We start from the raw sequence: 18,608 nt of genomic DNA on the forward strand, positions 1-18,608 counted from the left end.
CTGTATGCGTGCGGTGTTGCCAGTATGCGCGGGTGCGCCGACGGGCCGCGCCAGTCTGCGCGGCTGGCGGGGGAGGGCTTTATTTCAGCGCAAGCGTGCGCGCGTTCTTCAGCTTGCGCCACAGCGTGGTGCGGCTGATGCCGAGGTAGGCGGCGGCCTCGTCGCGCCGGCCGCCGAAGCGCGCCAGCACGGCTTCCACGCTGTCCTGGCGCAGGGCCGGGGCGGGCGTGCCGGCGGCGGCGACGGCGCGCTGCAGTTCGGGCGCCACCTGCAGCACAAAGCTGGGGCTCAGGGCCTGCAGCGGTTCGGCCGCCAGGAACAGGGCCAGGCGTTCGGTCAGATTGCGCAGCTCGCGCACATTGCCGGGCCAGTCGTAGCGCGTGAACAGGCTGGCGCAGGCCGCCAGCTCGGCCGCCAGATTCGGATGCGGGCGCGCGCCCAGCGCCGCCAGCGCCTGCTTGAGGCTCCATTCGGCCAGCGCCAGCGCATCGTCGGGCCGTGCGCGCAGCGGCGGAATCGTCACGCGCAGCACGGCCAGGCGGTAGAACAGGTCGGCGCGGAATTTTCCTTCGCGCACACGCGCTTCCAGATCGCAATGGGTGGCGCTGATCACGCGCACCTGGATCGGAATCGGCCGGGTGCCGCCGACGCGCACGACCTCGCGTTCTTCGAGCACGCGCAGCAGGCGCGTCTGCAGGGCCAGGGGCATCTCGCCGATTTCATCGAGGAACAAGGTGCCGTGGTTGGCCGCCTCGAACAGGCCGGCATGGCCGCCGCGGCGCGCGCCGGTGAAGGCGCCTTCCTCGTGGCCAAACAATTCGGATTCGAGCAGGGACTCGGCAATGGCGCCGCAGTTGACGGCCACAAAAGGCCGGTTGCTGCCCTGGCGGCGCAGGCTTTCGCGGTGGATGGCCTGGGCCACGAGCTCTTTGCCGGTGCCGGTTTCGCCCTGGATCAGCACGGTGGCGGGCGAGCGCGCGAACAGCACCACATGCTGGCGCAGCGCCTCCATCGCGTCGGACTCGCCGCGCAGATCGGCCAGGCCATGGCGCGCCTGCAAGGTGTCGGCCACGGCCGCCTGGCGGAAGCGCTTGCTTTCGAGCTGGGTCAGGCGCGCCACTTCGAGCGCGTCGTCGAAGGCCTGGCGGATCGAGGTGGCCGAGTAGACGAACACCCCGGTCAGCCCGGCTTCCTCGGCCAGGTCGGTGATCAGGCCGGCGCCGACGATGGCCTGGATGCCGGCCGCCTTCAGTTCGTTGACCTGGGCGCGTGCGTCCTCCTCGGTCACATAGGTGCGCTGCTCGATGTCGTAGCCGAAGGTGGCGCTGAACTGGGCCAGTTCGGGCAGCGGCTGCTGGTAGGTGATCACGCCGATGCGCTCGCTGACCTGGCGCGCGCGCGCCAGCGCCTGCATGACGTCAAAGCCCGAGGCCTTGGCCACCACCACCGGCACCGACACGCGTCCCTTCAGATAGGCGGCATTCGAGCCGGCCGCCACCACCACGTCGCAGCGCTCGCTGGCCAGGCGCTCGCGGATATGCCGGGCCGCCTCGTCAAAGCCGAGGTGGATCGGCTCGATCGTGGCGAGCTGGTCGTATTCGAGCGTGATGTCGCGGAACAGGTCGGACAGGCGCGAGACCGACACGGTCCAGATCACCGGCTTGTCGCTCGTTTCGGCAGGGGGCAGGGGACGCGGGCGCATGGTTTCAGTGTAACACACGTTGCGTTGCAGTGTTTCACATTGAAACATAATGCGCCCCGGCCCAGAGTGCCAAGTGCTTGATTTTGCGATGTTTCAAGGTGTGGCACGGGGCTTGCAATGCACTTGGGCATCTCAATGAAAGGGCAAACATGAGCCAATATTCCGCTGGTGCGGCCTTCCGCAAGGCCGTCAAAGAAGAGTCCCCGCTGCAAGTCGTGGGCGCCATCAACGCCAACCATGCCCTGCTGGCCAAGCGCGCCGGCTTCAAGGCCATCTATCTGTCCGGTGGCGGCGTCGCCGCCGGCTCGCTCGGTCTGCCGGACCTGGGCATCTCCAACCTCGACGACGTGCTGACCGACGTGCGCCGCATCACCGACGTGTGCGACCTGCCGCTGCTGGTCGACGTCGACACCGGCTTTGGCGCCTCGGCCTTCAATGTGGCGCGCACCGTCAAGTCGATGATCAAGTTCGGCGCCGCTGCCGTGCACATCGAAGACCAGGTCGGCGCCAAGCGCTGCGGCCACCGTCCGGGCAAGGAGATCGTCAGCAAGGGTGAGATGGTGGACCGCATCAAGGCCGCCGCCGACGCCAAGACCGACCCCGAGTTCGTGATCATGGCGCGCACCGATGCGCTCGCCGTGGAAGGCCTGGACGCCGCCATCGAGCGCGCCGTCGCCTGCGTCGAAGCGGGTGCCGACATGATCTTCCCGGAAGCCATCACCAGCCTCGAGATGTACAAGCAGTTCGCCGCCGCCGTGAAGGTGCCGATCCTGGCCAATATCACCGAATTCGGCGCCACCCCGCTGTTTACCGTGGACGAGCTGAAAGGCGCCGATGTCGGCCTGGTGCTGTATCCGCTGTCGGCCTTCCGCGCGATGAACAAGGCGGCCGAGAACGTCTACACGGCGATCCGCCGCGACGGCACCCAGAAGAACGTGGTCGACACCATGCAGACGCGCATGGAACTGTACGAGCGCATCGATTACCACAGCTACGAGCAGAAGCTCGACGCTCTGTTTGCCGCACAAAAGAAATAATTCCCAGAACATCTTCAGGAGAACACCATGACCGAACAAACCAAAGACACCCCGACCTTCAAGCCGAAGAAATCCGTTGCCCTGTCCGGCGTGGCCGCGGGCAATACCGCCCTGTGCTCGGTTGGCAAGAGCGGCAATGACCTGCACTACCGTGGGTATGACATCCTGGACGTGGCCGACCAGTGCGAGTTCGAAGAGATCGCCTATCTGCTGGTGCACGGCAAGCTGCCGACCGAAGCCGAGCTGCGCGGCTACAAGGCCAAGCTGAAATCCCTGCGCGGCCTGCCGCTGGCCGTGACCGAAGCGCTCGAGGCCCTGCCGGCCGCCGCCCACCCGATGGACGTGATGCGCACCGGCGTGTCGGCCCTCGGCTGCACGCTGCCGGAAAAAGACGACCACAATGTGCCGGGCGCGCGCGACATCGCCGACCGCCTGATGGCCTCGTTCGGCTCGATGCTGCTGTACTGGTACCACTTCAGCCACAATGGCAAGCGCATCGACACCGAAACCGACGACGACTCGATCGGCGGCCACTTCCTGCACCTGCTGCACGGCGTCAAGCCGCCGGCTTCCTGGGTCAAGGCCATGCACACCTCGCTGATCCTGTACGCCGAGCACGAATTCAATGCCTCGACCTTCACCGCGCGCGTGATCGCCGGCACCGGCTCGGACATGTACTCGGCCATCACCGGCGCCATCGGCGCGCTGCGCGGTCCCAAGCACGGCGGCGCCAATGAAGTCGCGTTCGAAATCCAGAAGCGCTACGACAATCCGGACGAAGCCGAAGCCGATATCCGCAACCGCGTCGCCAACAAGGAAGTCGTGATCGGCTTCGGCCACCCGGTGTACACGATCTCCGACCCGCGCAACAAGGTCATCAAGGAAGTGGCCCGTTCGCTGTCGGTCGAAGCCGGTTCGACCAAGATGTTCGACATCGCCGAGCGCCTCGAGTCGGTGATGTGGGAAATTAAGAAGATGTTCCCGAACCTCGACTGGTTCTCGGCCGTGTCCTACCACATGATGGGCGTGCCGACGGCCATGTTCACGCCGCTGTTCGTGATCTCGCGCACCTCGGGCTGGTCGGCCCACATCATCGAGCAGCGCATCGATAACAAGATCATCCGCCCGAGCGCCAACTACGTCGGTCCGGAAGACCTGCAATTCGTGCCGATCAAGGACCGCAAATAATGAATAGCCAATACCGCAAGAATTTGCCGGGCACGGCGCTCGATTACTTCGACGCGCAAGCCGCCGTCGATGCGATCCAGCCCGGCGCCTGGGCCAAGCTGCCCTACACCTCGCGCGTGCTGGCCGAGAATCTGGTGCGCCGCTGCGACCCGGCCACGCTGAGCGACTCGCTGCGCCAGCTGATCGAGCGTAAGCGCGAGCTCGACTTCCCGTGGTTCCCGGCGCGCGTGGTCTGCCACGACATCCTGGGCCAGACCGCCCTGGTCGACCTGGCCGGTCTGCGCGACGCCATCGCCGAGCAGGGCGGTGACCCGGCCCTGGTCAATCCCGTGGTGCCGACCCAGCTCGTGGTCGACCACTCGCTGGCGGTCGAATGCGGCGGCTTCGATCCCGACGCCTTCGCCAAGAACCGCGCCATCGAGGACCGCCGCAACGAGGACCGCTTCCACTTCATCGACTGGACCAAGAAGGCCTTCCAGAACGTCGATGTGATCCCGCCGGGTAATGGCATCCTGCACCAGATTAACCTCGAGCGCATGTCGCCCGTGATCCAGGTGAGCGACGGCGTCGCCTATCCGGACACCCTGGTCGGCACCGACTCGCACACCCCGATGGTGGACGCGCTCGGCGTGATCGCGATCGGCGTCGGCGGCCTCGAAGCGGAGACCGTGATGCTGGGCCGCGCCTCGTGGATGCGCCTGCCGGACATCGTCGGTGTCGAACTGACCGGCAAGCCGCAGCCGGGCATCACCGCCACCGACGTGGTGCTGGCGCTGACCGAATTCCTGCGCAAGGAAAAGGTCGTGTCGGCCTACCTCGAGTTCTACGGCGAAGGGGCGGCCAAGCTGACGCTCGGCGACCGCGCCACGATCTCGAACATGGCGCCCGAATTCGGCGCCACCGCCGCCATGTTCTCGATCGACGAGCAGACCATCAAGTACCTGAAGCTGACCGGCCGCGACGATGAACTGGTCAAGCTGGTCGAGACCTATGCCAAGCAGGTCGGCCTGTGGTCGGACAGCCTGAAGGACGCCGAATACGAGCGCGTGCTGCGCTTCGATCTGTCGAGCGTGGTGCGCAATATCGCCGGTCCGTCGAATCCGCACAAGCGCGTGCCGACCAGCGAACTGGCCGCGCGCGGCATTGCCGGCAAGGTCGAGAACGAGCCGGGCAAGATGCCCGACGGCGCCGTGATCATCGCCGCCATCACCAGCTGCACCAACACCAATAACCCGCGCAATATGGTCGCGGCCGGTCTGCTGGCCAAGAAGGCCAATGCGCTCGGCCTGACGCGCAAGCCCTGGGTCAAGTCCTCGCTGGCGCCGGGCTCGAAAGCCGTCACCCTGTATCTGGAGGAAGCCGGCCTGCTGCCCGATCTGGAGAAACTCGGCTTCGGCGTGGTCGCCTATGCCTGCACCTCGTGTAATGGCATGTCGGGCGCGCTCGATCCGCAGATCCAGAAGGAAGTCGTCGAGCGCGACCTGTACGCCACCGCCGTCCTGTCGGGCAACCGCAACTTCGACGGCCGCATCCACCCGTATGCCAAGCAGGCCTTCCTGGCCTCGCCGCCGCTGGTGATCGCGTATGCGATCGCGGGCACGATCCGTTTCGACATCGAAAAGGATGTGCTCGGCCACGACGCCAATGGCAAGCCGGTCACCCTGGCCGACATCTGGCCGAGCGACGAGGAAATCGACAGCCTGATCGCCAAGAGCGTCAAGCCCGAGCAGTTCCGCAAGGTGTATATCCCGATGTTCGCCAAGCAGGCCGACGATGGCGAGAAGGTCAGCCCGCTGTACAACTGGCGCCCGATGTCGACCTATATCCGCCGTCCGCCTTACTGGGAAGGCGCGCTGGCCGGCGCCCGTACGCTGCAGGGCATGCGCCCGCTGGCGGTGCTGGGCGATAACATCACGACCGACCACCTGTCGCCGTCGAATGCCATCATGCTCGACTCGGCCGCCGGCGAATATCTGGCCAAGATGGGCCTGCCGGAGGAGGACTTCAACTCCTACGCGACCCACCGCGGCGACCACCTGACGGCGCAGCGCGCCACCTTCGCCAATCCGACCCTGAAGAACGAGATGGTCAAGGACGCCGAGGGCAAGGTCAAGGCCGGCTCGCTGGCCCGCATCGAGCCCGAAGGCAAGGTCACGCGCATGTGGGAAGCCATCGAAACCTATATGGAGCGCAAGCAGCCGCTGATCGTGATCGCCGGGGCCGACTATGGCCAGGGCTCCTCGCGCGACTGGGCCGCCAAGGGCGTGCGCCTGGCCGGCGTGGAAGCCATCGTGGCCGAGGGCTTCGAGCGCATCCACCGCACCAATCTGGTCGGCATGGGCGTGCTGCCGCTCGAGTTCAAGCCGGGCGTGAACCGCCTGAGCCTGGGCATCGACGGCACCGAGACCTTCGACGTGGTCGGCGCGCGCACCCCGCGTGCCACGCTGACCCTGGTGATCCACCGCAAGAACGGCGAGACGGTCGAGGTGCCGGTGACCTGCCGTCTGGATACGGCCGAAGAAGTGTCGATCTACGAGGCCGGCGGCGTGCTGCAGCGCTTCGCCCAGGACTTCCTGGCTTCGAGCAAGGCGGCTTGAACATGGCACACGCACCGCAAATCAAGATCCCCGCCACCTATATGCGCGGCGGGACCTCCAAGGGCGTGTTCTTCCGTCTGCAGGATCTGCCGGCCTCCTGCCAAGTGGCGGGGCCGGCGCGCGACGCGCTGCTGCTGCGCGTGATCGGCAGCCCCGATCCCTACGGCAAGCAGATCGACGGCATGGGCGGGGCCACCTCGAGCACCAGCAAGACGGTGATCCTGTCCAAGTCGGCCAAGCCCGGGCATGACGTCGACTACCTGTTCGGTCAGGTGTCGATCGACAAGCCCTTCGTCGACTGGAGCGGCAACTGCGGCAATCTGTCGGCCGCGGTCGGTTCGTTCGCGATTGCCAGCGGCCTCGTGCATCCGTCGCGCGTGCCGCAGAATGGCGTCTGCACGGTGACGATCTGGCAGGCCAATATCGGCAAGACCATCGTCGCCCACGTGCCGATCACGGACGGCCAGGTGCAGGAAACCGGCGACTTCGAACTGGACGGGGTGACCTTTCCGGCGGCCGAAGTCCAGCTCGAATTCCTCGACCCGGCGGCCGAGGAGGAGGGCGCCGGCGGCGCCATGTTCCCGACCGGGAATCTGGTCGACGCGCTCGAGGTGCCCGGTGTCGGCACCCTGGAGGCGACCATGATCAATGCCGGCATTCCGACCATCTTCATCAAGGCCGAGGCGGTCGGCTACACGGGCACCGAGCTGCAGGACGCCATCAATGGCGACCCGAAAGCCCTGGCCATGTTCGAGACGATCCGCGCCTACGGTGCCGTGCGCATGGGCCTGATCAGCCACATCGACGAGGCGGCCAAGCGCCAGCACACGCCGAAGGTGGCCTTCGTCGCCCCGCCGCAGGACTATGTTGCCTCGAGCGGCAAGCCGGTGGCGGCCAGCGACATCGACCTGCTCGTGCGTGCCCTGTCGATGGGCAAGCTGCACCACGCCATGATGGGCACGGCCGCAGTGGCGATCGGCACCGCCGCCGCCATTCCGGGCACCCTGGTCAATCTGGCGGCCGGCGGCGGCGAACGCGAGGCCGTGCGTTTCGGGCATCCGTCCGGCACCCTGCGCGTCGGCGCCCAGGCCAGCTGCGAGGGCGGCCAGTGGAGCGTGAAGAAAGCCATCATGAGCCGCAGCGCACGCGTGCTGATGGAAGGCAGCGTGCGCGTACCGGGCGACGCCTTCTGAGCTTTGCCTGTCTGACAAGCCGCTCCGCCGTCCTGGCGGAGCGGTGGCGCCAGCCCGTGGCGCTTTTACCGATTCCCCGCCAAAAAACTTAGACTTTCGGTCGTTTCAGGCTATGATCGGCAGCGACGCCGTCGACAGAAACGGCGGGGAGTCAGGCAGGACATGGATCGGGGAGCCTTCAACAGCGACTTTCTGGCCGCAGCCCTCGGGCTGATCGGCCTGCCGGCCTGTGCCTGCGACCGCTTCGGCGCCATCCTCGCCGTCAACCCGGCGCTGACTGAACTGCTGGGCCACGACGCCTGCGGCAGCACGCTCGCCCAGTTGTTCGCGCCGGCCGCATGGGCGCCGGCCGAGGCCCAGCTGGCCGCGCTGCGCGCGCACGAGGCGCGCTGGGACAGCGAACTGCAGGTCGGCAGCCTGGCCATCAGCGTCCAGGTGTGCGCCAAGGCCCTGCCAGCCCAGGCCGGCATCGCCGGCGCCACCCTGGTGTTTTCCGATCTGCGCAGCATCCAGCAGGACCAGGCCGCGCTGCGCCAGACCCTGCTCGAACAGCGCGCCATCTTCGACAACGCGGCGGTCGGCATCCTGTCCTCGCGCCAGCGCGTGATCCAGCATTGCAACCGGCGCGCCGCCGACATCCTCGGCTATGCGCCGGGCGAACTCGAAGGCCAGGCCGGCCTGGCCATCTATGCCGATGAGGCCAGCTACGAGGCCCTGGGCGAGGCCGCCTCGCCGCTGCTGGCCGCAGGCAAATCCTTCCACACCGAATGGCAGTTCATGCGCAAGGATGGCAGCCTGGTCTGGTGCCGCGTGTACGCCCATGCGATCGACCCCGAGCACACCGAGGGCGGCACCATCTGGATTCTGGAAGACATCAACGACAAGCGCCTGGCCGAGGACAAGCTGCGCCGCTCGGTGCGCGAGATCCAGGCCCTGATGGACAATGCGCCGCTGGCCATCGGCTTTCAGCGCGACGGCCACATCGTGCGCTACAACAAGCATTTCGCGCGCCTGTTCGCCTGTCCGGAGGAGGGCGCGCGGCTCGACACGCGCCGCCTGTTCCCCGACGCGCTCGCCTATGCCGAGCTGATGGCGGCGGCCGCGCCGATGCTGGTGTCCGGCCAAGCCTACCGCGCCGAACTGGAGATGTGCAGCCAGGACGGCCAGCGTTTCTGGGCCCATGCCTACCTGTATGCGATCAATGCCCAGGACGCGATCTGGATCCTCGAGGACCGCAGCGCCCAGCGCGCCGCCGACGAAGCCACGCGCCGCCTGGTGCTCGAACAGAAGGCGATTCTCGACAATGCCTCGGTCGGCATCCTGTTCACCCACAATGGCCTGATGCGCTCATTCAATCCGCGCGTGCCCGAGATGTTTGGCTATACGCACGAGGAGATGGTCGGCCTGCGCGCGCTCGAGGTGTTCACCTCGGCCAGCGCGTATGCGCGCTTCGGCGAGCTGGCCGGGCCGCTGCTGGGCAGCGGGCAGCTGTTCGAACTGGCCGAATGGGAATTCCGGCGCAAGGACGGCAGCCAGTTCTGGTGCCGCGTGCGCGCCAAGGCCATCGACGACGCGCGCTCGGGCAATGGCACGATCTGGATTCTGGAAGACGTGACGGCCTCGCGCGAGACCCTGATGGAAGTGCAGGCGATCATGACGAATGCCTCGATCGCCATCCTGTTCACCAAGAACCGCCTGATCACGCGCTACAACCGTGGTTTTGCCGATATGTTCGCCTACGAGGGCGAGGAGGCGCGCAATCTGCCGGGGCGGGCGCTGTACTGCTCGGACGAGGACTATGCCGAAGTCAGCCGCCTGGCCTTCCCGCTGCTGTCCCAGGCCAAACCCTTCCACCACGAGATGCCGATGCTGCGCAAGGACCGCAGCATCTTCTGGGCCCAGCTGATCGCGTATGTGGTCAACCCGGCCGACCCGACCCAGGGCACGATCTGGATCATCGAGGACCGCACCGAGCAGAAGCGCGCCGAGGAATCGCTGCGCAATGCGCTGCTGGAAAATCAGGCCATCCTCGATTCGGCCGTGCTCGGGATCTCGGTGGTCGAGCATGGGCGCAATCTGCGCTGCAACACCAAGATGGAGGAATTGTTCGGTTACGGGCCGGGCGAGGTGCGCGGCCTGCCGGTGCGCGCCCTGTATCCGGACGAGGCCACCTGGCAGGCGGCGCGCGCGCAGACGCGCGAGGATTTCGCGGCCGGACGCGTCAACATGTCCGAGCACCAGCTGGTGCGCAAGGACGGCACGCGCTTCTGGGCGCGCCTGTCGGGCCGGCCCTTCGATCCGTCCCAGCCGCACGGGCGCTCGGTCTGGCTGGTCGACGATGTGACCCAGCGCCGCGAGGCGGCCGAGGCCGTGCGGCGCGCGCGCGACGAACTCGAGCTGCGTGTGGCCGAACGCACGGCCGAGCTGGCCGGGGCGAACGCCCAGCTGCAGGGCGAGATTCTCGAGCGCCGCCAGGCCGAGGCGCGCGTGCACCACATGGCCTACCACGATTCTCTGACCGGTCTGCCCAATCGCGCGCTGCTGGCCGACCGGCTCGACCGCGCCATGCTGGCCGTGCAGCGCTCGGAGCGCAAGCTGGCCGTGATGTTCCTCGACCTCGACCGTTTCAAGACCATCAATGATTCGCTCGGCCACCACACGGGTGACCGCCTGCTGAAGGAAGTGGCCAGCCGCCTGTGCCGCGCGGTGCGCGCCAGCGACACCGTGGCGCGCCTGGGCGGCGACGAATTCGTGGTGCTGGTGCCGGGCATCCGCAGCGGCGAGGAAAGCACGATGGTGGCCGAGAAGATCATCGACGCGCTGGCCGCCCCCTTCCCGCTGGAAGAGCGCATGCTGCACATCACGCCTTCGATCGGCATCTGCGTCTATCCCGACGACGGCGAGGACGTCGATACCCTGATGCGCCATGCCGACGCCGCCATGTACCACGCCAAGGCCAGCGGGCGGAATAACTTCCAGTTCTTCACCCAGCGCATGAACCTCGTGGCGGCCCAGCATTTCGAGCTCGAGTCGAGCCTGCGCGGGGCCCTGCAGCGCCAGGAGTTCACGCTGTATTTCCAGCCGATTATCGATATCCGCACGCGCCAGCTGCATGCGATGGAGGTGCTGCTGCGCTGGCAGTGCCCGCAGCGCGGCCTGGTCACGCCCGACCAGTTCATTCCGATGTTGGAGGACAACGGCCAGATCGTCGCCATCGGCGAGTGGGTGATCGCAACGGCCTGCCGCCAGATTCTGGCCTGGCAGCAAGCGGGCCTGGCCGTGGTGCCGCTGTCGATCAATCTGTCGGCGCGCCAGTTCATGCACCGCGGCCTGATCGATTCGATCCGGCGCGCGCTCGACGAGACCGGGATTGCGCCCGACATGATCGAATTCGAGATCACCGAGACGGCCGTCATGCAGCACGGCGAGCAGACGCTCGAGATTCTCGGCCAGATCAATGGCATGGGGATTCCGCTGTCGATCGACGATTTCGGCACCGGCTATTCGAGCCTGGCCTATCTGAAGCGCTTCCCCGTGCACAAGGTGAAGATCGACCGCGCCTTCATCAAGGACCTCGAGCACAGCGCCGAGGACCGCGCGATCGTACGCGCGATCATTGCGCTGGCCGACAGCATGCAGCTGTCCGTGGTGGCCGAAGGGGTGGAGACTGAGGCCCAGTTCGCCCTGTTGCGCGGCAAGGGCTGCCAGTTTGCCCAGGGTTATCTGTTTGCCCAGCCGCAGCCGGCCACCCAGGCCGCGGCCCTGCTCGAGCAGCTCAGCTGAGCGTGGCGACCACGGGTGCGTGGTCGGACGGCTGTTCCCACTTGCGCGGTTCGCGGTCGATGCTGCAGGCCGTGCAGCGCGCGCGCAGCGCGTCCGACAGCAGAATGTGGTCAATGCGCAGGCCCTTGTTCAGACGGAAGCCGAGCTGGCGGTAGTCCCACCAGCTGAAGGATTTATCGGCCTGTTCAAACAGGCGGAAGGCGTCGCTCAGGCCGAGGTCGAGCAAGGCCTGCAGGGCCGCGCGTTCCTTGTCCGAGCACAGCACCTGGCCGGCCCAGGCGGCCGGGTCGTGCACGTCGCGGTCCTCGGGGGCGATGTTGTAATCGCCGAGAATGGCCAGGCCCTGGGTGGCGTGGGCCGCCAGTTCGGCCTGCAGCCAGGTCTTCAGACCGTCCAGCCAGGCCAGCTTGTAGACGTATTTGTCGCTGTCGACCGCCTGGCCGTTGGGCACATAGGCGCAGATGAAACGCAGGCCGTCGACGGTGGCGGCCAGCAGGCGCTGCTGCTCGTCGGGGAAGTGCGGGTTGTTCTTGACCACGTCCGTGATCGGCGCGCGCGCCAGAATCGCCACGCCGTTATAGGTTTTTTGTCCGGTAAACGCAACGTTGTAACCTGCCGCCTCAATCTCAGCGACAGGGAATTTGTCATCGGTCAGCTTGGTTTCCTGCAAACACAGCACATCGACGGGATGGGCGGCCAGCCACTGGAGCAGGTGGGGCAGGCGGACTTTCAGAGAATTGACATTCCAGGTGGCGATTTTCATAGAGAGCAAGCGGTTGGCGCAGACAAGGACGCGATTATCGCCTAAAGCTCGCCCGGAAGTTTGCCGATTTAAACTGGTACTAATGCTAACGAACTTGTGATAGAGAACGTTTTGTTGAAACCGAGAAATTTATCGGCTATGATTTGGTTTGAACGCACCCCGAACCCGTGCGCACTGCAGTCACGCATTTGACGAATGCAGGCGATGGCCATATTATTAAGTATTGCCATTTTATCAGTGAGACGTGCGCTCAAGCATTGAAAGAGGAAAAACAAATGCGTAGTGCTTTTGAAGCCTGGGCCGCCAAAGATGGCCACATCGTCCGCCGTCGTGAAGACAAGCCTGACGAATATCTCGTGTACGAAACGCAGCGCCGCTGGATGATCTGGCAGGCCGCGCTGGCACACAGCAAACCCACCACCACCCGCAAAAAGAGCATGGCCCCGGATGAAGCCGAAGTGCGCAACCGCGTACTCAATGAAGTGCTGGCCGCCTTCAGCGGGCTGGAACAGGCCGACGGCATCGACGGCATCGTCAAAGTCATCAACAGCCTGAAATCCAAGCAAGCCGAACAGGCTTGATGCGCTATCGCCACTACAAGGGCGGCATTTACGAACTCGTCGGTGAAGCCACTTACGAGGCCGATCTGTCGCCCATGATCGTGTATCGCTCTCCCAAGGGCGATCTGTGGGTGCGTACCCGCGAAAACTTCTTCGAGATGGTCGAAATCGATGGCACACTGGTGCCCCGTTTTGCCCCTATCGAGGACTGATATGCGCGTTATTCTCGCTGTGTTGTGCACGCTCGGGCTGTCGCTCGCGCGTGCCGAGACCATTGGCTCGGTCGACACCGTTTTCAAATTCATTGGTCCCGACCACAAGATCGTGGTCGAGGTCTTCGACGACCCCCTCGTCGGCGGCGTCAGCTGCTATCTGTCGCGCGCCAAGACGGGCGGCCTGAAGGGCGCGGTCGGCCTGGTCGAGGACAAGTCCGACGCGTCCGTGGCCTGCCGCCAGGTCGGCGCCATCAGCTTCAAGGGCAAGGTGCCGCAGCAGGACGAAGTGTTCACCGAGCGAGCCTCGATTTTCTTCAAGCATGTGCGGGTGGTGCGCATGGTCGACGCCAAGCGCAATGCCCTGGTCTACCTCGTGTATTCGGACAAGCTGATCGAAGGCAGCCCGAAGAACAGCGTGACGGCGGTGCCGGTGCCGGCGGCCACGCCGATTCCCCTCAAATGACAGCAGGCGCTGCCGTTAAAGCGGTATGAAGACGTTTTTCCTGCCATGCCTGGCGCTGGCCCTGAGCGGCTGCGCCACCCTGACCGAGCCGCTTGAACAGACGCTGCAGGTGCAGACCGTGTTCGAGCACCGCGAGGTGCGCGGCGTCGGCTGTGTGCTCAGCAATCCATTCGGGCGCTGGTTTGTCACCAGTCCCGGCCGCGTGACCGTGCGGCGCAGCTTCGGCGATCTGCAGGTCGACTGCCGCCAGGGCAGCGAGCTGCAGGCGCGCGAGAGCATCGCCTCCAAGGAAAACACCACACTGTGGACGAATGTGGCGCTCACGGCCGGCATCGGCTACTACGTCGACAAGCAGACCGGCGCCGGCTTCGACTATCCGGCCACCCTGACCGTGGTGCTGCAGCGCGCCGCCCCGCTGGCGGCCCCGCCCAATGCCGGCACCGCCGGCACCCCCGTGTTCTAAAAAGAAAAAATGGGGTCAGACCCCATTTATCTGGTGGGCAAGGCTGGGCAAAAAAAATGGCGAACCGTGGTTCGCCATTTTTTTCGTTCCGGCCCGATCAGCCTGCGCGCTTGATCAGGAAGGTGGTCAGCAGGGGCACCGGACGGCCGGTGGCGCCCTTGGCCGCGCCCGACTTCCAGGCGGTGCCGGCGATGTCGATGTGGGCCCACTTGTAGCTGCGCGTGAAGTTCTCGAGGAAGCAGGCGGCAGTGATCGAGCCGCCCGGCTGGCCGCCGATATTGGCCAGATCGGCGAAGTTCGACTTCAGCTGCTCGTTGTAGAGCTCGCCCGTGGGCATGCGCCAGGCCGTGTCCGACGCCTGCTTGCCAGCCGCCAGCAGCTCGTCGGCCAGGGCGTCGTGGTCCTCGTCGTGACGGGTGAACAGGCCCGAGTTGTGGTTGCCCAGGGCAATCACGCAGGCGCCGGTCAGGGTCGCGATGTCGATCACGGCGGCCGGCTTGAAGCGCTCGGCATAGGTGAGGGCGTCGCACAGGATCAGGCGGCCTTCGGCGTCGGTATTCAGGATTTCAATCGTCAGGCCGTTCATCGCGGTGACGATGTCGCCCGGCTTGGTGGCGCGGCCCGAGGGCATGTTCTCGCAGGCCGGGATCACGCCGATGACGTTGAGCTTCAGATTCAGTTCGCCGATCGCGCGGAAGGTGCCGAGCACCGAGCCGGCGCCGCACATGTCGTACTTCATCTCGTCCATGCTCGGGCCCGGCTTGAGCGAAATGCCGCCGGTGTCGAAGGTGATGCCCTTGCCGACCAGGACCACGGGCGCGTCCTTCGGCTTGCCGCCCATGTGCTTGATGACGATGAATTTGGGCGGCTGCTCGCTGCCATTCGTGACCGACAGGAAGGAACCCATCTTCAGGGCTTCGAGCTGCTTGCGCTCGAGCACTTCGACGCTGAAGCCATAGTCCTTGCCGAGCTTCTTGGCGGTATTGGCCAGATAGGTCGGGTTGGCCACGTTCGGCGACAGGTTGCCGAGTTCCTTGGTCAGCTCCATGCCATTGACGATGGCGATGGCCTGGGCCAGGGCGGTCTTGTTGGCGGCATTGGCGGCGCAGGCCAGGGTGATCTTGCGCACGCCGCTGGTGCTGGTGTCCTTCTTGGACTTCTGGCCGTCGGTGCGGAACACCGACTCGCGCAGGGCCTGGACGGCGCTGCGGATGGCCCAGGCCGTATCGCGGCCTTTGACGTCGTCGAAGGGCAGGGCCAGCACGGCGTCGTTGCAGCCGAGCGTGGTGAAGGCCTTGGCGGCGGCCTGGACGGCGCTGGTGAAGGCTTTCTCGCTGAGGGCGTCGGCGCTGCCGAGGCCGACCAGCAGCACGCGCGCGGCGCCCACCTTGTCAAGACCGCGCAGCAGCAGGGCGCTGCCCGGCTTGCCGCTGATATCACCGGACTTCAGCGCTGCGCTGATGGCGCCGCTGGCATCGAGGGCGTCGGCCGCGGCCGACAGTTTCTTATTTTCGAACACGCCCACGACCACGCAACCGCTTTTGGCGGCGGCGATGCTGTTTTTGGCGTCGTAAGCTTTTATGCTAAAGTCCATGTGGTTCTCCGTTTGACGATATGGATAGCGCAGTGCATAGCTCGCTATTATAAATCCCCAATGATTTTTCAACGAGCTTTGCGCCGTGAGATGGCCGCAGCCGCTGGCGCGACCTTCACCGTGCTGTTCACGCTGTTTGCTACCTGGACCCTGATTTCCATTCTGGGCAAGGCGGCCGGCGGCAAGGTCGCCTCGAGCGATGTGGCAGCCCTGATCGCGTTCGCCGCCCTTAACTATCTGCCCAATGTGCTGATCCTGACGGCCTTTATCGCCGTGCTGGCCGTGGTCACGCGCAGCTATCGCGACTCCGAAATGGTGGTCTGGTTTGCCTCCGGCCAGTCGCTGCGCGAGTGGATCCGCCCGGTGCTGGTGTTCGGCCTGCCGATCGTGCTGCTGATCGCCTTCCTCAGTCTGGTGGCGACGCCGTGGGCGAACATGAAGAACGACGAATACGTCGAGCGCTTCGAAAAGCGCGAGGACCTGCAGAAGGTCTCGCCCGGCCAGTTCCGCGAATCGGCCGCCAGCAACCGCATCTTCTTCGTCGAAGGCGTGACTGGCGAAACCAGCAATGTGCAGAATGTGTTCGTCAACACGGTCGACCAGAACGGCAACACCATCGTGGTCGCGCGCGAAGGCGTGATCGAGGAAGACAAGAAGGGCAACCGCTACCTGGTGCTGAAGAACGGGCGCCGCTATCAGGGCGTGCCCGGCCAGGCCGATTTCCAGTCGATGGAGTTCGAGCGCTACAGCATGCGCGTGCAGACCAAGGCGCCTGTGCTCGGCTCCGAGAAGGCCACCAAATCGATGTCCACGCTTGAACTGCTGGCCGATGGCGGCCGCATCGCCATGTCCGAACTGCTGTGGCGCATCGCCTTGCCGCTGATGGCCCTGGTCCTGATCCTGCTGGCCATTCCGCTCGGCTTCGTCAATCCGCGCGCCGGCAGCTCGGCCAATCTGATTTTCGCCGTGCTGATCTTCTTCACCTATGCCAACCTGACGCGCGTGATCGAAGCCAGCGTCAAGCAGGGCAAGCTGGCGTTTGCGCTCGGCTGGTGGCCGCTGCACCTGGCCGCGGCCCTGTGCGTGGTGGCCCTGTTCGCCTGGCGCCTGAATGTGAATCACCGCTACCATCCGCTGGTGCTGTGGAATGCGCTGAAACGCGCCAAGGCCGGCCTATGAAAATCCTACAACGCTATTTCGCCGTCTCGATTGCCCAGGCCGTGGCCTTCGTGCTGGCCGCCTTCCTCGGCCTGCAGGCCTTCATGGACCTGACCAGCGAGCTGCCCTCGGTCGGCAAGGGCGCCTACACGATCGGCCACGCCTTCCTGTACGTGCTGATGCTGCTGCCCGGCCATGTCTACGAGCTGATGCCCGTGGCCGCGCTGATCGGCACCATCTACACGATGGCCCAGTTCGCGCAGACCTCGGAATTCACGATCATGCGCGCCTCCGGCCTGTCGACCCTGCAGGCGGCCCTGATGCTGGTGAAGATCGGCATCGGCTTCGTGATCGTGACCTTCATCTTCGGCGAGCTGATCACGCCACGCACGGCCACCCTGGCCGAAGAGATGCGCCTGTCGGCCAAGGGCGCGACCGTGTCCCAGCAATTCCGCACCGGCATGTGGACCAAGGACATCGTGCGCGGCCCCAATGGCGAGGTCAGCGGTTCGCGCTTCTTCAACGTCAAGAAGATCAGCCCCCAGGGCCAGCTACAGGACGTCAAGCTGTATGAATTCGATACGCGTTTTCGCCTGCGCCTGCTGACGACGGCGGCCAGCGCCGACTATCGCGGCAACAACACCTGGCGCCTGAACGAGGTGACCGAGACCCTGTTCAGCAATAGCGGCAAAGGCGCCGAGGCCGGCGTGAACGGCATTGCGCACGAGGCCAGTGTGGTCGACACGCGTAAGCTGCCGAGCAAGGATCTGCTGTCCGAAATTACGCCCAAGATTCTGTCGGTGTCGGCGTCCTCGCCCGAGACCATGTCGGCCCAGGAGCTGGCCGTCTACACGCGCCATCTGGCCGAAAACCGCCAGGAGACCGACCGCTTCCGCATCGCCTTCTGGAAGAAGATCATCGACCCGTTCACCATCTTCGTGCTGATGGCGCTGGCGCTGCCGTTTGCCTATCTGCATACGCGCAGCGGCGGGGTCAGCCTGAAAATCTTCATCGGCATCATGATTGGCGTGACCTTCTTCTGGGTCAATGCCCTGTTTTCCCACCTCGGCCTGTTGTCGACCTGGCCCGCCTTCCTGACGGCCGTGGCGCCCTCGGTGCTGTTCTTCGCGATGGCACTGGCGGCGCTGTGGTGGGTGGAGCGCCACTGATGAGCAAACGCGCGATTGTCCTGTTTGCGCATGGGGCCCGTTCCGCGTCCTGGCGCGCCCCGTTTGAGCGCCTGGCCGAGCTGGTGGCGGCGCGCAATCCCGACGCGGCCGTGAGCCTGGCCTTCCTCGAGCTGATGGAGCCGCGCCTGCCCGAGGCCGTCCACGCGGCGATTGCGGCCGGCGCCGAGGCCGTCAGCATCGTGCCGATTTTCCTGGGGCAGGGCGGCCATGTGCTGCGCGACCTGCCGCCGCTGGTCGCGGACCTGCGCGCAGCCCATCCGCAGGTGCCGATCGCCCTGGCCGAGGCCGTGGGCGAGAACGCCGCCGTGCTCGAAGCGATTGCCGCCTACTGCAGCGCACCAAAACTCGTCTGAGTGATTGTGTCAAGCGAAAATTGTTGCATTTGCAACTATTCGCGCAAAATTCTCCGAAATCCTTGAGACACATCAAGTTTTTCGTGCTAATTTAGTCATCAACAAGCGGACCAGGCCCACAGATGGCCGGCCCTTGTACAGACAAACGCGAAAATCGGAGACAACAGATGAACCAACTGAACCCGGCCACGCTGGCCCGCCGCAAGGCCTTACTGATCGTCACCCTCGCCGCCGCCGGCTCCGGCGCGCTGACCTTGCTGCGCACCTGGCTCGGCTAAGCAGAATTCCCTCGCAAACAAATTGGGGTCAGACCCCGATTTTCCATGCGGAAGATCGGGGTCTGACCCCA

General features: G+C 65.4%; 15 protein-coding genes. 12 read left to right on the top strand and 3 right to left on the bottom strand.

Annotated features, from left to right (window positions below; genetic code table 11):
• Positions 1-79: 79 nt before the first annotated feature.
• Positions 80-1,702, bottom strand: coding sequence for a propionate catabolism operon regulatory protein PrpR (gene prpR / locus LZ005_RS19790; RefSeq protein WP_237810234.1), 1,623 nt, complete (start codon positions 1,700-1,702; stop codon positions 80-82).
• Between the two features lie 149 nt (positions 1,703-1,851).
• On the opposite strand from prpR, the gene prpB reads away from it, so the two are divergent.
• From prpB to LZ005_RS19815, 5 genes are all read left to right on the top strand, one after another.
• Positions 1,852-2,739 (top strand): methylisocitrate lyase, encoded by an 888-nt coding sequence (gene prpB, locus LZ005_RS19795; RefSeq protein ID WP_237810235.1) that lies wholly within the window; start codon positions 1,852-1,854, stop codon positions 2,737-2,739.
• 27 nt (positions 2,740-2,766) lie between these two features.
• Complete coding sequence (gene prpC, locus LZ005_RS19800; protein WP_237810236.1) at positions 2,767-3,927, top strand: 2-methylcitrate synthase; 1,161 nt, start codon at positions 2,767-2,769, stop codon at positions 3,925-3,927.
• Entirely contained in the window at positions 3,927-6,524 is a 2,598-nt protein-coding gene (gene acnD / locus LZ005_RS19805; RefSeq protein WP_237810237.1) for a Fe/S-dependent 2-methylisocitrate dehydratase AcnD, read from the top strand. Before prpC ends, acnD begins: the two co-directional genes overlap by 1 nt.
• Positions 6,525-6,526: 2 nt before the next feature.
• Positions 6,527-7,717 (top strand): 2-methylaconitate cis-trans isomerase PrpF, encoded by a 1,191-nt coding sequence (gene prpF / locus LZ005_RS19810; protein ID WP_237810238.1) that lies wholly within the window; start codon positions 6,527-6,529, stop codon positions 7,715-7,717.
• Positions 7,718-7,879: 162 nt separating this feature from the next.
• Positions 7,880-11,500 carry an EAL domain-containing protein gene (locus tag LZ005_RS19815; protein ID WP_237810239.1) on the top strand — a complete coding sequence of 1,207 codons (3,621 nt, stop codon included), beginning with the start codon at positions 7,880-7,882 and terminating at the stop codon, positions 11,498-11,500.
• On the opposite strand, the gene xth is transcribed toward LZ005_RS19815, so the two are convergent.
• The gene (xth, locus tag LZ005_RS19820; protein ID WP_237810240.1) at positions 11,493-12,263 is read right to left on the bottom strand and encodes an exodeoxyribonuclease III; all 771 of its coding nucleotides are present in this window, start codon (positions 12,261-12,263) and stop codon (positions 11,493-11,495) included. The genes LZ005_RS19815 and xth overlap by 8 nt on opposite strands.
• Positions 12,264-12,538: 275 nt before the next feature.
• Between xth and LZ005_RS19825 the strand changes: the two genes are divergently transcribed.
• From LZ005_RS19825 to LZ005_RS19840, 4 genes are read left to right on the top strand one after another with little or no spacing between them, the layout of a single operon-like run.
• Positions 12,539-12,844: a hypothetical protein gene (locus LZ005_RS19825; RefSeq protein ID WP_237810241.1), complete on the top strand. Its 306-nt coding sequence runs from the start codon at positions 12,539-12,541 to the stop codon at positions 12,842-12,844.
• Positions 12,844-13,035 (top strand): DUF1653 domain-containing protein, encoded by a 192-nt coding sequence (locus LZ005_RS19830; RefSeq protein WP_237810242.1) that lies wholly within the window; start codon positions 12,844-12,846, stop codon positions 13,033-13,035. The genes LZ005_RS19825 and LZ005_RS19830 overlap by 1 nt, the downstream gene beginning before the upstream one ends.
• Before the next feature lies 1 nt (position 13,036).
• On the top strand, positions 13,037-13,501 hold the full coding sequence (locus LZ005_RS19835; protein ID WP_237810243.1) for a CreA family protein: 465 nt from the start codon (positions 13,037-13,039) through the stop codon (positions 13,499-13,501).
• A 25-nt stretch (positions 13,502-13,526) separates the two neighbouring features.
• Positions 13,527-13,964 (top strand): hypothetical protein, encoded by a 438-nt coding sequence (locus tag LZ005_RS19840; RefSeq protein ID WP_237810244.1) that lies wholly within the window; start codon positions 13,527-13,529, stop codon positions 13,962-13,964.
• 97 nt (positions 13,965-14,061) lie between these two features.
• Here the strand turns inward: LZ005_RS19840 and LZ005_RS19845 are convergent, their stop codons facing one another.
• Positions 14,062-15,558, bottom strand: coding sequence for a leucyl aminopeptidase (locus tag LZ005_RS19845; RefSeq protein WP_237810245.1), 1,497 nt, complete (start codon positions 15,556-15,558; stop codon positions 14,062-14,064).
• Positions 15,559-15,648: 90 nt separating this feature from the next.
• Here LZ005_RS19845 and lptF point away from each other — a divergent pair, with 90 nt between their 5' ends.
• Genes lptF through LZ005_RS19860 form a run of 3 tightly spaced genes read left to right on the top strand, consistent with a single transcriptional unit; the run spans position 15,649 to position 18,259 of the window.
• Positions 15,649-16,737 (top strand): LPS export ABC transporter permease LptF, encoded by a 1,089-nt coding sequence (lptF, locus tag LZ005_RS19850; protein ID WP_237810246.1) that lies wholly within the window; start codon positions 15,649-15,651, stop codon positions 16,735-16,737.
• Positions 16,734-17,885 (top strand): LPS export ABC transporter permease LptG, encoded by a 1,152-nt coding sequence (gene lptG, locus LZ005_RS19855; RefSeq protein ID WP_237810247.1) that lies wholly within the window; start codon positions 16,734-16,736, stop codon positions 17,883-17,885. The genes lptF and lptG overlap by 4 nt, the downstream gene beginning before the upstream one ends.
• Positions 17,885-18,259: a sirohydrochlorin chelatase gene (locus tag LZ005_RS19860; protein ID WP_237810248.1), complete on the top strand. Its 375-nt coding sequence runs from the start codon at positions 17,885-17,887 to the stop codon at positions 18,257-18,259. Before lptG ends, LZ005_RS19860 begins: the two co-directional genes overlap by 1 nt.
• The last annotated feature ends 349 nt before the right edge of the window (positions 18,260-18,608 follow it).

The organism is Massilia sp. TS11, assembly GCF_022012445.1.
Classification (GTDB): Bacteria; Pseudomonadota; Gammaproteobacteria; order Burkholderiales; family Burkholderiaceae_D; genus Telluria.